Source organism: Paenibacillus sp. MY03 (assembly GCF_002165585.1).
GTDB classification, from domain to species: domain Bacteria; phylum Bacillota; class Bacilli; order Paenibacillales; family Paenibacillaceae; genus Pristimantibacillus; species Pristimantibacillus agaridevorans.
The window spans coordinates 145,302-159,059 of the sequence record NZ_MXQD01000001.1; the positions used below are offsets into that span (position 1 = coordinate 145,302).

Annotated in this window: 12 protein-coding genes; 10 read left to right on the forward strand and 2 right to left on the reverse strand. The window is 58.5% G+C overall.

The window, feature by feature from the left end; translation table 11 throughout:
• Positions 1–10: 10 nt before the first annotated feature.
• The 8 genes from opp1B to B1748_RS00485 all read left to right on the forward strand — a co-directional run bounded on the left by opp1B (position 11) and on the right by B1748_RS00485 (position 7,875).
• On the forward strand, positions 11–943 hold the full coding sequence (gene opp1B, locus B1748_RS00450) for a nickel/cobalt ABC transporter permease (protein WP_087565893.1): 933 nt from the start codon (positions 11–13) through the stop codon (positions 941–943).
• Positions 944–1,837: a staphylopine uptake ABC transporter permease subunit CntC gene (cntC, locus tag B1748_RS00455; protein WP_087565894.1), complete on the forward strand. Its 894-nt coding sequence runs from the start codon at positions 944–946 to the stop codon at positions 1,835–1,837.
• Positions 1,838–1,842: 5 nt separating this feature from the next.
• On the forward strand, positions 1,843–2,664 hold the full coding sequence (gene cntD / locus B1748_RS00460; RefSeq protein ID WP_087565895.1) for a staphylopine uptake ABC transporter ATP-binding protein CntD: 822 nt from the start codon (positions 1,843–1,845) through the stop codon (positions 2,662–2,664).
• The gene (locus B1748_RS00465) at positions 2,651–3,388 is read left to right on the forward strand and encodes an ABC transporter ATP-binding protein (RefSeq protein WP_087565896.1); all 738 of its coding nucleotides are present in this window, start codon (positions 2,651–2,653) and stop codon (positions 3,386–3,388) included. The genes cntD and B1748_RS00465 overlap by 14 nt, the downstream gene beginning before the upstream one ends.
• Before the next feature lie 56 nt (positions 3,389–3,444).
• Positions 3,445–4,662: a staphylopine family metallophore export MFS transporter CntE gene (cntE, locus tag B1748_RS00470; RefSeq protein ID WP_087565897.1), complete on the forward strand. Its 1,218-nt coding sequence runs from the start codon at positions 3,445–3,447 to the stop codon at positions 4,660–4,662.
• A 267-nt stretch (positions 4,663–4,929) separates the two neighbouring features.
• Positions 4,930–5,790 (forward strand): phosphotransferase enzyme family protein, encoded by an 861-nt coding sequence (locus B1748_RS00475; protein ID WP_179215292.1) that lies wholly within the window; start codon positions 4,930–4,932, stop codon positions 5,788–5,790.
• A 338-nt stretch (positions 5,791–6,128) separates the two neighbouring features.
• Positions 6,129–6,830, forward strand: coding sequence for a copper homeostasis protein CutC (locus B1748_RS00480; protein ID WP_087565899.1), 702 nt, complete (start codon positions 6,129–6,131; stop codon positions 6,828–6,830).
• A 28-nt stretch (positions 6,831–6,858) separates the two neighbouring features.
• A complete protein-coding gene (locus tag B1748_RS00485; RefSeq protein WP_087565900.1) occupies positions 6,859–7,875 on the forward strand; it encodes an asparaginase in 1,017 nt (338 codons plus the stop codon).
• 813 nt (positions 7,876–8,688) lie between these two features.
• Here B1748_RS00485 and B1748_RS00490 read toward each other — a convergent pair.
• Both B1748_RS00490 and B1748_RS00495 read right to left on the reverse strand, forming a co-directional pair.
• A complete protein-coding gene (locus B1748_RS00490) occupies positions 8,689–10,464 on the reverse strand; it encodes a sensor histidine kinase (RefSeq protein ID WP_087565901.1) in 1,776 nt (591 codons plus the stop codon).
• Positions 10,461–11,741 (reverse strand): response regulator transcription factor, encoded by a 1,281-nt coding sequence (locus B1748_RS00495; protein WP_087565902.1) that lies wholly within the window; start codon positions 11,739–11,741, stop codon positions 10,461–10,463. The genes B1748_RS00490 and B1748_RS00495 overlap by 4 nt, the downstream gene beginning before the upstream one ends.
• A 191-nt stretch (positions 11,742–11,932) precedes the next feature.
• Here B1748_RS00495 and B1748_RS00500 point away from each other — a divergent pair, with 191 nt between their 5' ends.
• Both B1748_RS00500 and B1748_RS00505 read left to right on the forward strand, forming a co-directional pair.
• A complete protein-coding gene (locus B1748_RS00500; RefSeq protein ID WP_087565903.1) occupies positions 11,933–12,829 on the forward strand; it encodes a carbohydrate ABC transporter permease in 897 nt (298 codons plus the stop codon).
• Between the two features lie 84 nt (positions 12,830–12,913).
• On the forward strand, positions 12,914–13,732 hold the full coding sequence (locus B1748_RS00505) for a carbohydrate ABC transporter permease (RefSeq protein WP_087565904.1): 819 nt from the start codon (positions 12,914–12,916) through the stop codon (positions 13,730–13,732).
• The last annotated feature ends 26 nt before the right edge of the window (positions 13,733–13,758 follow it).

Sequence of the window (13,758 nt, forward strand, 5' to 3'; positions counted from 1 at the left end):
AGGAAAAGACGTGGGTCTGTACGTGTTGAAGCGGGTAGGCGTTCTTGCGCCTCTCCTGGTCGTCATCTCGTTTTTGACGTTTATATTGAACGGGCTCTCGCCCATGGATCCCGCCGAAGTCGTGCTGCATGCGCAAGGAGTGCCGTCGATCACCGAAGAGCTGATCGCGGCCACGAGGACGGAGCTCGGCATGGACCGTCCGCTGCTTGCAAGGTACTGGGATTGGCTGCTCGCCAGCCTTCAGTTGGACTTCGGGGATTCTTACATAACGGGCAAGCCGGTATGGTCCCTGCTAGGTCCTGCCTTGATGAACACGCTGAAGCTGACGATCGTCTCTTCGCTGTTCATCATCGCGCTTTCCATCGTTCTGGGCGTCTTGTGCGCCTTGAGGGAGGGGAGATGGCTGGACCTTTCGGTCAGGGGCGTCTCCTTCCTGCTCACCTCCATGCCGGCCTATTGGCTGGCGGCGCTCATGGTCTGGTATTTCGCCGTGAAGCTGGACTTGCTTCCGACGAGCGGAATGGATTCGGCGAACAGCTACGTGCTTCCGGTGGCGGTCATCGTGATCGGCTACGCCGGCATCTACTTCCGGGTCGTTCGAAGCTCCATGCTGAGCAATTTGAACGAGGATTACGTCCTGTACGGAAGAGCCTGCGGCATTCCGGAGAGGAGGCTTACCATGCACGTGCTTCGCAATTCGCTGCAGGTGGCCGTGTCCGTCTTCGGTCTCGCCATACCGATCATACTGGGCAGCACGGTCGTCGTGGAAAATATATTCGCCTGGCCGGGTCTCGGCACGCTGACCGTCACCTCCATTCTGGGCCGGGACTTTCCCATCATTCAAGCCTACGTTCTCGTGCTCGCGGTCGCGTTCGTTCTGTTCAATACGGGATCGGACGTGCTCAACGCGGCCATGAATCCCCGGCTTAGGAAGGAGCTCTAGATGAAGCTGCTGAAGCGATTGTTGAAGGATAAGCTGGCGGCCGCGAGTCTCGCCGTGGTCGCGGCGACGCTGCTGATCGGGCTCTTCGCCCCGCTCCTTGCCCCGCATCCGCCGAACGAAGCCAACATGGAGCTCCGGTTCGCGGGAGCATCCTGGAGCTATTGGCTGGGCAACGACCATCTGGGACGCTGCATTCTGTCGCGCCTGATCTACGGCATACGCCCCAGCGTGCTCTGGGTGCTGGCCGCGCTTGGAGCGGCCGCGTGCTTCGGAGCCGCGCTCGGCTTTGTCGCGGGTTATTTCCGCGGCCGGATTGACGCCATCCTAATGCGCGTCTGCGACGTCATGCTGTCGTTCCCCGGCTACGTGATGACGCTTGCCATCGTGGGCATGCTGGGGGCGGGGCTCGCGAATATATTGCTGGCGTTCGTCGTCATGAAATGGGCGTGGTTCGCGCGGGTCATTCGGACCGCGGTGATGCAATACGCCGACGCCGACTACGTGAAATTCGCCAAAGTGTTGGGAATGGGACATTTCGGCATCATGAGACGCCATATCGCGCCGGCGGCTTTGCCGGAAATCGCGGTCATCGCGAGCAGCGCTTTCGGCTCCATGATCCTGCAAATTTCCGGCCTCTCCTTCCTGGGGCTCGGCATCGAGGCGCCGCATGCGGAATGGGGCATGATGATGAACGAAGCGCGGTCGGTCATGTTCACGCGTCCGGAGCTCATGCTCGCGCCGGGGCTGGCCATCATTGCGGTCGTGTCCGCCGTCAACTTCCTGTCAGACGCGCTGCAGAAGGCGCTGGATCCCAAGCTTGCCGTTTCCGGCAAGAGAACTTCCGTCTTTGCCGGCGGAATGATGCGCGGCTTGCGCAAGAAGGAGGCGGCCTGAAACTGATGAGCTTGCTCGAAGTGGAACATTTGCGAATATGGGACGGGGGGAGCGGCGCGGTGCTGGTGCCGGACAGCTCGTTCCGGCTGTCGCAAGGGGAGTGCTTGGCTATCGTCGGCGAGAGCGGCAGCGGCAAGTCGCTGACCTGCAAAGCGCTCATGCGGCTTAATCGCCCCGGTATCCGTCAGACCGGACGCGTTGCGTTGAACGGCGTCGATCTGACGGGGCTGTCCGATAAGGAGATGCGCCCCTACAGGGGCAAACGGATGTGCATGATCATGCAGAACGGCATGCGCGCGTTCGATCCGTCGCGTCCCGTCGGAGCTTATCTGCTGGAGGCGTTGTCCTTGCATGGCGACTGGAGCCGTAGCGAGATGGTCGCCAGCCTGTCTGCCGCCATGATGAGCGTAGGACTGTCGGATCCATCCGCCGTAATGGGGCGATACCCGCACGAATTGTCCGGCGGCATGCTGCAGCGGACCATGATCTCGCTTGCCATCGTATTGGAGCCCGACGTCATTATCGCGGACGAACCGACGACGGCGCTGGATGCCGTCACGCAATACGAAGTGGTCGAGCAGTTCGTGGCGCTGCGGGGACGAATCGGCAGCGCCATCGTATTCGTGTCGCATGATCTGGGCGTGGTGCGCCGAATCGCGGACGAAGTGCTGGTCATGAAGGACGGGGTCATCGTGGAGCAAGGGGGAACCGACGCGATCTTCGGCGGGGCGAGCCATCCCTATACCCGTTATTTGGTTTCGTCCAAGGAAGCGCTCCGGAGCCGTTATTTGCAACTGATGGGGGGGACGCGCATTGCTGAAGGTTGAGGGCGTGAGCAAGTCGTACCGCGGGAACGGCTGGCTTGGCGGAGATCGTCGGCAAGTGCTGCGACGGATCCATATGGAATGGAACAAGGGCGAGTCCCTCGGCATCATCGGGGAGAGCGGCAGCGGCAAGTCGACGCTCGGCCGGCTGCTGCTCGGCATCGAGAAGCCGGATGAAGGGCGCGTGACGTGGGGAGGACGTTCCATCACGGACCGTCGCGCGAGACGAGGAACGATCAGCGCCGTCTTCCAGGACTATACTTCGTCGATCCATCCCTTCTACACGGTGCGCCAAGCGCTGCTGGAGCCCTTGAAGCTCGTCGGCGGCCCAGGGGACGCGAGGAAGCTCGCGGAGCTGCTGCGCCAGGTGGGACTGGACGAATCGTATCTGGACAAATTTCCGCACGAGCTGTCCGGGGGAGAGGCGCAGCGGGTCTGCATCGCCCGGGCCGTGTCGTCGAACCCGCAATGCATGCTGCTGGACGAAGCCATAAGCTCCTTGGACGGCTCCGTCCAGATGCAAGTGCTGGAGCTGCTGAAGGGGCTGAAAGAAACTTACGGCATGGGGTATATCTTCATCACGCACGACATTATGGCGGCTGCTTATCTATGCGACCGGATCATGATCGTGCGAAACGGCGAAATCGAGGAAACCGTCGAGACGTCGCAGCTGCGGCACGTGAAGACGGATTATGCCAAGGCATTGCTCCGGAAGGTAATTGTATAAAGAACAACGGCGTCGCCCCGGGTTGCCCAAGCTTGATCAGAAAGGAGAACGTGTCGGTGAAAGGTGCGTTGTCTTGGCCGTTTATTCGGCTCTATATGCTTACGCTGCTCTACTTCAGCGCCAATTCCATCCTGAACGTCATCATCCCCCTCCAAGGGGAGGCGCTGGGGGCGACGAATACGACGATCGGCATCATCATGGGCGCTTACTTGCTGACGACGATGGTCTTCCGTCCATGGGCGGGACAAGTCATCCAGCGTTACGGTCCCATCCGGGTGCTGCGGATCATTCTGATCGTCAACGGACTGGCGTTGCTTGTCTACTCGTTCACGGGTCTCGGCGGTTACCTGTTCGCTCGCGTGCTGCAAGGAGTATGCACCGCCTTCTTCTCCATGGCGCTGCAGCTCGGCATCATCGACGCGATGCCTGACGAGGATCGTTCGCAAGGCATCTCCATATATTCCTTATGCTCTTATATGCCGGGCATATTCGGCCCGCTGCTTGCCATCGGCATGTGGCGGACGGGGGAGATGCACGCATTTACGCTGTCGATGGTCGCCATTGCGATTTTGACCGGCGTGGTGGGGTTCACGGCAAGCATTCATAGAGTTCCAGATGAAAAGGGCGAAGGCGAAGCCGCTCCCGCGGGCAATCCGGCCATCCTGATGCGGCAAGCCATGGGGCAGTTGGTCCGCAATCCCCATCTTCGGCGCTGCGGGACGCTCATGCTGACCGCTTCGCTCGTATTCGGAGCGGTGACGGCGTTCGTGCCGTTGTACGCCCCCCAGATCAACGGAGGCAGCGCCGCCGTCTATCTGGGCATTCAGGCGGCCGTTGTCGTAGCGGCCCGGTTCCTGCTCCGGTCCCGCATCCCGTCGGACGGCAAATGGAGCAGCCGCTTCGTCGGAGGGACGATGCTCATGCTTGTCGCCGCTTCGGTTGCCGTCGGGCTGGCGGCTGCCGGAGGGCCGGCGCTGTTCTACGCCGGCGCCGTGTTGATGGGAACCGCTCAGGCGCTGCTGTACCCGACGCTGACGACCTACTTGAGCTTCGTGCTGCCGAAGACGGAGCGCAACGTGCTGATCGGGCTGTTCATCGCGACGGCGGATCTCGGCATATCGCTCGGCGGCATCGTCATGGGACCGGTGGCGGATCTTGCGTCGTACTCCTCGATGTATCTGATCTGCGCCGTTATCGCGCTGCTCGCGGCTTCCCTTGCCTTGCGGGGACGGATGGGGGGCGGCAACGTATCGGGAGCGAAGCGAAGCATCTAATCGCAGTCAAAGGGAAGGGCCGTAGATACCGGGTGATCCGGTACCTACGGTTTTTTTTGGCATTGGCGAGGGCTCGGCTGTCTGCAACTTCAATATGCCGCGCGGGAATCAGTCGGTCTCTCTCCGGCTTTAGGCACAATTCTTGGGGCTCCCCGGAAGGGGATAAGTCCCCCGATCTCGAATTGCTGTAGGGACGAATCGCAACGAGGCCAGGACGGAACATGAAGGAGATGCCGGCCCGTATTCACCATGAAAGGACGATGTAGAGTGGGGAACCCCCTGGCAACCGTGCAATGGGCAGCACGAAACGAGGAAATCGAGGAGCTCATCCATCAGGGAGAGAGCGTGACCTTTCATGAAATGGCGCAGGGCTTCGAAGCCGAAGTGAAGGAGCTGCGTTCCGCCAATGCCAGCTTCGTATGGAAGGTGTGGAACAAACAATCGAAGCCGCGCGTCGATGTCCAGTACCATTTGTTGCAAATTCTCGCGGAGAGAGGCATTGCCGTTTCCCGTCCGCTCGGCTGGGGCAAGGATGCCGACTGCAACCCCGTCTTGCTCACGACTTTCGACGGGACGAGCATCCGCAAGGCGAATCCGAAGAAAGTAACGGAGCTCGCCAAGCTTCTATCGGCCATCCATCGCATCGGCATCGGAACGGAGATCGATTCTTTCTTGCCGAGCTACGAGTTTAAAAGCTACTTTTTCGCCGAAGCCGATCAATACGAGCCTATCGACCAAGCCTTGCACGCGATCCTGCCTCAGGCGGGACTTAGGAGAGACGCCATCATCCATGGCGACTATCATCTCAACAACATCGTGGAGAACGGAGAGCGGCTAACCGTCATTGATTGGACGAACGTCCAGCGGGGAGATGCCCGGTACGACTTTGCCTGGTCGCTTGTTCTCATGCGTATCTATCTGTCCGAGAGGAACGCGGCCCTGTTCCGTTCCGCTTATCTGGAAGAGAACCCGATGGAACGGGAGGAGCTGGAGGCGTTCGAGGCGCTTGGCATCCTGAGATGGCTCTTCCTGATGAAGCGGGGCGGCACGTTCCGAAAGGCGGATACGATCAAGCGGGTGAAAGGGCTGATACAAGACAATGGTTGGTTGGATCCTTCGCTCCTATAAGAAGGGGCACAATCATGGGAGATCGCCGAAGCGCAGTAGCGCATCGCGGCCCAAGGGGTGACACCGGACAACTTTGACGATTTTTTGTGAGCGGCGCCGGCCCGAAGGAGTCCATCATCCAATTCGTTAATGCTAACTCCATCATTCTGGCGCTCCAATAGTTCTGCAGTGATTGCGGCAGGCTCCAAAAAATGCCCCTCCACCAGAACAAAACGTCCCCTTGGCAAACGGTATATGCATTCGCTATGGTAAGGAGAGCGGAATTGCCGCGAATAGCGGCAGAAGCCCTGCTACAAGGATCGAAATTCGACGAAAGTTAAATTGAGGGTGAATCAATCATGCTGCGAAAATTGGAAATCATAGCGACCTCGCCTGTTGAAGCGCTGGCGGCCGAACGGGCAGGGGCCGATCGCATCGAGTTGATCGCAGCCATGTCGGAAGGCGGCTTGACTCCCAGCTACGGCACGATCGTGCGGACCGTACAAGCCGTGCGCATCCCCGTGCGCGTGATGGTGCGGCCGCATAGCAGAAGCTTCGTCTATACATCGGACGAGCTGGAGACGATGGCGGCGGATATACGCATGATCCGCGAGTCAGGCGCGGCGGGGCTGGTGTTTGGCGTGCTGACGCCGGACGGGCAAGTCGACGTTGCCGCTGTGGAGAGACTATGCGCGGGGGCGCCGATGTTGCCGGTGACCTACCACCGGGCGATCGATGAAGCGCGGGACATCGCAGAAGCGCTGCGCGAGCTGGAGCGGATCCCGTCCGTCGACCGCGTGTTGACGTCAGGCGGCCACGCCGACGGCGCATGGCACGCGCGACATAAACTCCGCGAGCTGCAGGCGGCTACGCCGCTGAAGCTAATCGCGGCCAAAGGTTTGACGGTGGAGAAGCTCGAAGCGTTCCTGGAGGATGCCGAGGGCGTAAACGAGGTTCATTTCGGGACCGGAGCAAGGGTTGGCGGCAGAGAGGATTCGCCGATCGATCCCGAGCGGGTGGAAGCATGCGCGCGTCTTCTTCGCGGCGGACAGAACGAATGACAGACATCAACGAGGAGGTCGAGGGGCAATGACGGAGAAAGCAGGACTGCTCGTGGAAGAGCATAGGGGGCCGCTGGTCGAGTGCGAATATGTCGGCCATCTTGTTGCGGTCGACTTAAATGGCGCAATCGTAAGGGAGATCGGCAATCCTCGTCATGTAACTTACATGCGGTCGGCTGCCAAGCCGTTTCAGGCGCTGCCCTTCTTTGCAAGAGGGCTGCACCGGCAGTTGAAGCTCACGGAGGACGAGCAGGCGATTCTGACGGCTTCGCACCGATCGCAGCCGTTCCATGTCGAGACGCTCGAATCGTTGATGGCGAAGATCAGCGTGGAAGAGAGGCAACTGGCGTGCAGCACGGCCTACCCGCTGCACGGGCCGAGCCGGGTTGAGCTGCTGAAGCGAGAAGCGCCCGCGCGGCGTCTGTACCATAACTGCTCCGGCAAACATCTCGGCATGCTCGCCGTGTGCCGAGCCGCGGGTTATCCAGAGCAAGGGTACGAGCAGCCAGCGCATCCTCTCCAGCAGGAGATTATCGGCCTCCTGTCAGTGTTGTCCGGCATCGACGCGGAGGATATCGCGATCGGCGTCGACGGCTGCGGCTTGCCGGTGTTCGGCATGCCGATCTATCATATGGCGCGGGCGTTTCTGCGGCTGGCGCGTCCGGAGACGATCGGCGACGGAAAGCTGTCCGCCGCCGCGGCGGATCTTACGGCAGCCATGCATGCGCGTCCGTTGTGGGTGTCGGGCAGCGATCTAATCTGTCCGGCGCTGCTGGAAGATTCCAACATTGTAGCCAAGGGCGGGGCCAAAGGCATTTACTGCTTCGCGTTGAAAGAGCAGGGGATCGGCTTCGCCTTTAAAGTGATGGACGGCAGCGAGGACAAGTGGCCGTTCGTCGTCGCTTCTATCCTCATGCAGATCGGTTACGAGGATGAGCGGACGATTGAGCGGCTGCTGCGCCTATGTCCGGTGGAAATCGTCAACGGATCCGGCACCCGCGTAGGCGAGCATCGGATCGGCTTCGATTGGAACGCGAAGAGCTAGCGGACTATGGTTAAACGGGCCTGGAGGAAAGAACAAGACAGAGCAGAAAAGAACTGAACGAGCAGAACAGAGCAGAGCTGAACGAGCAGAACGAGCAGAAAGAGCAGAAAGAGCAGAACATAGCAGAACACAACAGAACGAGTAGGGCAGGCGGCGATGTTAAGATACCGCCGCTGGACGAGTCAAATTAGCAGCACGACTACTTCATGAGGAGTCATCGTGATTGCGCGGAAACGAAAGGGGTTGTCCTAACAGTCTTGCTAGATGACTGTTGGGACAACCCCTTAGTAACTCACAAGCCCGTTTTGCCGTTTGTGTGAGCTGTAACCCAAAAAAGTTGGGTTGCAGAGCCGCACGGAGCGACTTTGTGAGCTGTAACCCGAAAAAGTCGGGTTACAAGTCGTAGCGGAGTAACTTTGTGAGTTGTAACCCGAAAAAGTCGGGTTAAAAGGCGCATCGGAGTAACTTTGGATGCTGTAACCCGAAAAAGTCGGGTTAAAAGGCGCATCGGAGTAACTTTGTATACTGTAACCCGAAAAAGTCGGGTTACAGAGCCGCACGGAGCGACTATGTGAGCTGTAACCCGAAAAAGTCGGGTTAAAAGGCGCATCGGAGTAACTTTGGATGCTGTAACCCGAGAAAATCGGGTTACAAGGCGTAGCGAAGTAACTTTGGATACTGTAGCCCGAGAAAATCGGGTTACAGAGCCGCACGGAGCGACTTTGTGAGCTGTAACCCGAAGCCGGGCGTCAAAGTCGCAATTGGCTTTTGGACAGCCCTGTTCCGTATTTATAAGCGGACCTTCCTGGAACGTCACTCATTCGGAAGCGGAAGCTTCAGCACGATATTGGTGCCGGCGCCTTCCTTCGACTCCACCTCGATGTCGTGGGTCGTGCCGTAATGAAGCTGCAGGCGCTGCTGCACGTTGGCGAGTCCGATATGTTCGGCGTCCGGGTGTTTGGCGGCCATCGCCAGCTTCGCGCGCAGCGCCTCCAGCGTCTCCGGGGACATGCCGATGCCGTTGTCGAATACTTCGATTCGGATAAATTCGTCGGCGACATAAGCCGTTACCGCGAGGAAACCATTGTCATCCGGGCGAAGCTCCAGACCGTGGTAGATCGCGTTCTCCGCGAGCGGCTGCAGCGTCAGCTTGGGGATAGGAGTCGCCATCAGCGAATCCGGTACGGAGATATGCAGATGGAAGCGGTAATCGTATCGGATCTGGTTGATCTCGAAGTAACGGCGCACCTGCTCGATCTCGTCCCGCAGCGACACCAGCGACTCGCCGGAGGAGATGCTGTAGCGGAACATATCGGCCAGCATAACCGACATTTGCGACAGCACGGGGACGCGCTCGATGATGGCGAGCGCGCTCATCGCATCCAGCGTGTTGTACAGAAAATGCGGGTTGATTTGCGAATGAAGCGCCTGAAGCTGCGCTTGCTTGCGCATCAGCTCGGAGTGGTAGACGTCCTTGATCAGATTCTCGATCCGCTCGTTCATCCGGTTAAAGCCGTGAGCGAGCTGCCCGACTTCGTCGGTGCTGTGCACTTCCACGGCAGGCGGAAATTGGCCCGACTGGAGCTGCTTCATCCGCTCCTTGAGTTCGCGCAGGGGATGGGATACGCGTCTGGCTACGAGCACCGCCAGCAATACGGCGAACGCCAGCGCGACAAGCCCGACCTGAATCGTCGTGTTGCGGAACGAATCGGCATAGGTGTGCAGCTTCTTGACCGGGTCGAGGCTGACGGCTCGCCAGCCGATGCCGGACAACCACGTCTGATTGACGAACATTTCCTCCCCTTTCCAGTGGATCCGCTTGCCGGAGAGATTGTCCCAGTCGGTGGACAACAGCCAATTCGACCCGATCTCGTCCAAGTCGCTGCTGTAAACGATTCGATTTGCATTGTCCAGCACAAGCACGTTGGAAGTGTCGGTCTCGGCCATCAGCGCGGCGATCGTGCTCAGATTGAGCTCGACCAGCACGGCGCCTAGCGGAGCCGTGGATAGCGTATTGTTGATTTTGCGGCCGATGACGACCGCGTACGGCAATCGATCCGGTTGGCCGTAGGGCTCGAGACGGCGAAAGGGACCCGCCACGACCGCTTGTCCGCCTTGGGCCATCACGTTGTCGAACCAGGGCTGCTTGATCCAGGAGTTGTAGGGTTCGATGTTGCGTTCCTTGGATACGATGCGCCCGTCGGCCGAAACCCAGACGACGTTGTTCACCGGCGTTTGGATGTTCATATATCCGTACCACTCGTCGAATCGCTGGAACAGCTCGCTCTCCCATCGTTTGTATCGGACGAGATCCTCTGGCGGTCCCCCGTTCAGCAAAGTTTGCACTTCGCCCGTATAGATGGCGCGGGTATAACGTTCGATCCTTTCGACGAAAGCGGCCAGCTGTACGCCAAGCATGCGCATTTCCTGCTGCCGATTGCGAATCGTCTGTTCCTCAGAAGAGCGAACGGTGGAGCTGTACAGAATGACCCCGATCGCGGTCAGCGGCAAAGCCGCGATTAATACGAGAGTGAGAAGCAGCTTGGCTCTTATGCTGCTTCTCAGCTTATGCATCGAGCGGCGGATCATGCCGGGCCTCCTCCTTGGGCTTCCTCCTTGAGCTTCATAGGCGTCATGCCGTGATGGCGCTTGAACAGCTTGCGGAAGTACTTCAGATCCTGATAGCCGCAGAGCTCCGCCACTTCGTTGATGCGCCGGCTAGGATCCTCGGTCAGCAGCCGCTTAGCGAAATCCATGCGCAAGGAGGCAATGTATTCCAAATAGTTCACCCCTGTAGCCTGTCGGAATAGCGAACAGAAGTAGCCGGGACTAATATACAGCCGCTTAGCCAATTCCGTGAGAGTAAGCGACTCTCGGAAGTGTCCGTCGATATAAGCTTTCATCTCCAGCATCGCTTGCCGGATATCCGGCATCCCGGCGTCCGGGCGCACCGCTCCAATTCCGCCGTAGCCGCCGCTTGAATCCGCCTCCGTCCCCCGGTTGGCCGGCGTCCCGCCTCCCGTTAAAGCAACTACGCCATCGGTTTGCCCATCCATCTGCCCATCCGTCCGCCCGCCTGTCGATCGGCTAACGCCGTCTCCTGCCGTCCGACCGATTGTCTCGCCAATCAATCGAGGCCACTCGGCCAGCTTGTCTTCGAAGCTCGATATCGTTAAACCGGCTGCGCGGCAACGCGAGCCGGCATCGTCCGCCTTCTCCGCAGGCAGCGCTATCGCCGCCAGCCATACGCCGCGAGTGCGGATGACGATCCGCACCGCCTCGGCAGGCAGCGCGCCGGCCAGGACATCGGCGCCAAGACCCGCATCCGGCTCAAGCGCCGCGACGGCGTACGCCCGCCCCGCTTCGGCAAAGCCGGCATCGGCTGCCTCCGCTTCCATTAACGCCGGGTCTCCTTCGAACACGCCCTCCACGACATAATACAACCATTGTTCCTGCCGGTGACGCAGCTGGGACTCCTGCCGTGCCGTTTGTTCCTTGCGGGCCTCGATGATTCGCGACAACACCGCATTCAGCTCACCGCCGTCGACCGGTTTAAGCAGATAATCGGCTACCGTCAAACGCAGCGATTGCCGCACGTATTCGAACTCGTCGTAGCCGCTTGTTACAATAAAGCCGATATCGTCGCCGTATTGCTCGCGAGCTTTTTCGATGAGCAGCAAGCCGTTCATGATCGGCATCCGCACGTCCGTCAAGATGAGATCGGCATCCGTGTCGCCGATTTTTTCAAGCGCCTCTTGCCCGTTCGCCGCTTCGCCGGCCAGCTTGATCCCAAGCCCCTGCCAGTCCACCAGCTGAATCAGCCGGGAGCGCGACAGCCGCTGATCGTCTACAATAAGCACGTTCATAGCAAGCTCCCTCCTTTGTCCACAAGTATACCGCTTGCGGCACCGATTGCAAGATACGCCAAAAAACGACCCTCCTATTGTCAAAGAATGCGCCCTTATGAAAATGAACCGCTTTCTTTATACTGAGAACATCGCCGCAAGGGAATGGATAAGAGATCGGCGTGAAGCCGACAGGAGGGGGGATACGCATCATGAGCGCTTCATTGGCGCGTTTGCGCCGCAATTGGAAGGGATACTTGTTTTTGATTCCCGTGTTTGCCGTACTGGCATCCTTTAAATTCATCCCGTTTTTCGACGCTTTGCGCATGTCGATGTACGATTGGAACGGGGCAAACGTCAAGTCTTACGTAGGTTTGGCCAATTTCAAAGAGTTGGTCCGGGACGCTACGTTTCTGGATTCGCTAGGCAACGTCGCGGGTTTTACGTTCGCGGCGGTCATCATTCAACTGATCGTGCCGCTAATTGCGGCCGTGCTGGTTTTTCATGTAACGAACCGGAAGCTGCAGCAGTTTTTCAAAGTTTGGTTTGTCGTGCCGCTCGTTATACCTTCTATCATCGTGTTTTTGACATGGCAGTGGATATTTGCGGGCGAATACGGCGTACTAAACGAATTTCTTAAAGTCGTTGGCCTGGAATCATGGACGCATGCCTGGCTTGGAGAGAGCAAAACGGCATTTACGTCGATTGTCTTCGTAAATTTCCCTTGGATCGGAGGCATCAATTTTCTGCTCTATCTTGCCGGTCTGATGGCCATCTCGGGGGAACTGTTCGAGGTCGCAAAGCTGGACGGCATGAACGCCTGGCAACGGTTCAAACATATCGAGCTGCCGCTTGTACGCAGCCAGATCAAGCTGATTCTCGTGCTTACGCTGATTAATCAAATTCAAAGCTTCGAAAATGTTCTCGTCCTGACGAACGGCGGTCCCGGCACGTCGACGATGACGCCGGCGCTGTACTTATACATCCAAGGATTTTCTTACAGCCGGCTCGGTTATGCTTCCGCTATCGGAGTGACGTTGTTTGCGGCCGTGCTGCTGCTGACCTGGGTGAACCAGCGGTTTATCCGCGACACGGACAAAATCGATTGACCGTGCGATCGCAGCTGGGTGAAACAGGCTCATGCCACGCGCGCCAAACCGCGCCATATCCGCACAGAAGGAGGAATCGCCGTCATGACGGACCGCAAGACGTCGTGGGGAGTGTACGCGGGACTCGTTTTCCTGCTCGTTCTTACACTATTCCCGTTTTATATGCTGCTCATTAGCTCGTTCAAACATTTTGACCAAATGATATTGGAGTTCTGGACGCCGTCGTTCCCGTTGCACGGAGACAATTACGCGTCGGCGTTCCGCCAGATCGCGCCATTTATCTGGAACACGGTGTTTATCTCGTCCTGTATCGTGGTCGGGGTAATCATAATCTCGTCCCTGGCCGCCTATTCGTTCGTTCGTTTCGATTATCCCGGCAAAAACGCCTTGTTCCTGCTTATTTTGTCGCTGATGATGATTCCCGGCTTCCTGCTCCTTATTCCGCAGTTTATGCTGGTGCAGAAGCTGGACATGCTCAACACGTATCAAGGCCAGATTTTCCCGCCGATGGCGTTCGGCGCTTCGATGGCGACGTTCCTCATGAGGGCGTTCTTCGAAGGCATTCCGAAAAGCCTGCTCGACGCAGCCGATACGGAAGGCGCCAGCGAATGGCGCATCTACGCAAGCATCGTGATGCCGTTGTCTCTGCCCGTAATCGCGACTGTCGCGATTCTGAATTTCCTGGCGGGATGGAACAACTATATCTGGCCGCTGGTTGCCACAACCGGTGATTCGGTAAAACCGGTCATCCTCGCGCTGTCGACGGTTACCGGTACTCTTGACCAAGGCATCAGCGTCAAGCTGGCGGGATACGTTATCTCGTCGCTGCCTTTGCTCGCATTTTTCTTTCTCGCTACCAAACCTTTTATCTCCGGCATTACGTCCGGCGCGGTCAAAGGTTAGGAATATAAACTAGGGGTGTTAAGCAC

Bases quoted from the DNA above. Each gene is read 5' to 3' on its own strand.
- cntC (WP_087565894.1), top strand. From the start codon at position 944: ATGAAGCTGCTGAAGCGATTGTTGAAGGATAAGCTGGCGGCCGCGAGT.
- cntD (WP_087565895.1), top strand. From the start codon at position 1,843: ATGAGCTTGCTCGAAGTGGAACATTTGCGAATATGGGACGGGGGGAGC.
- B1748_RS00480 (WP_087565899.1), top strand. From the start codon at position 6,129: ATGCTGCGAAAATTGGAAATCATAGCGACCTCGCCTGTTGAAGCGCTG.
- B1748_RS00485 (WP_087565900.1), top strand. From the start codon at position 6,859: ATGACGGAGAAAGCAGGACTGCTCGTGGAAGAGCATAGGGGGCCGCTG.
- B1748_RS00490 (WP_087565901.1), bottom strand. From the start codon at position 10,464: ATGATCCGCCGCTCGATGCATAAGCTGAGAAGCAGCATAAGAGCCAAG.
- B1748_RS00495 (WP_087565902.1), bottom strand. From the start codon at position 11,741: ATGAACGTGCTTATTGTAGACGATCAGCGGCTGTCGCGCTCCCGGCTG.
- B1748_RS00500 (WP_087565903.1), top strand. From the start codon at position 11,933: ATGAGCGCTTCATTGGCGCGTTTGCGCCGCAATTGGAAGGGATACTTG.
- B1748_RS00505 (WP_087565904.1), top strand. From the start codon at position 12,914: ATGACGGACCGCAAGACGTCGTGGGGAGTGTACGCGGGACTCGTTTTC.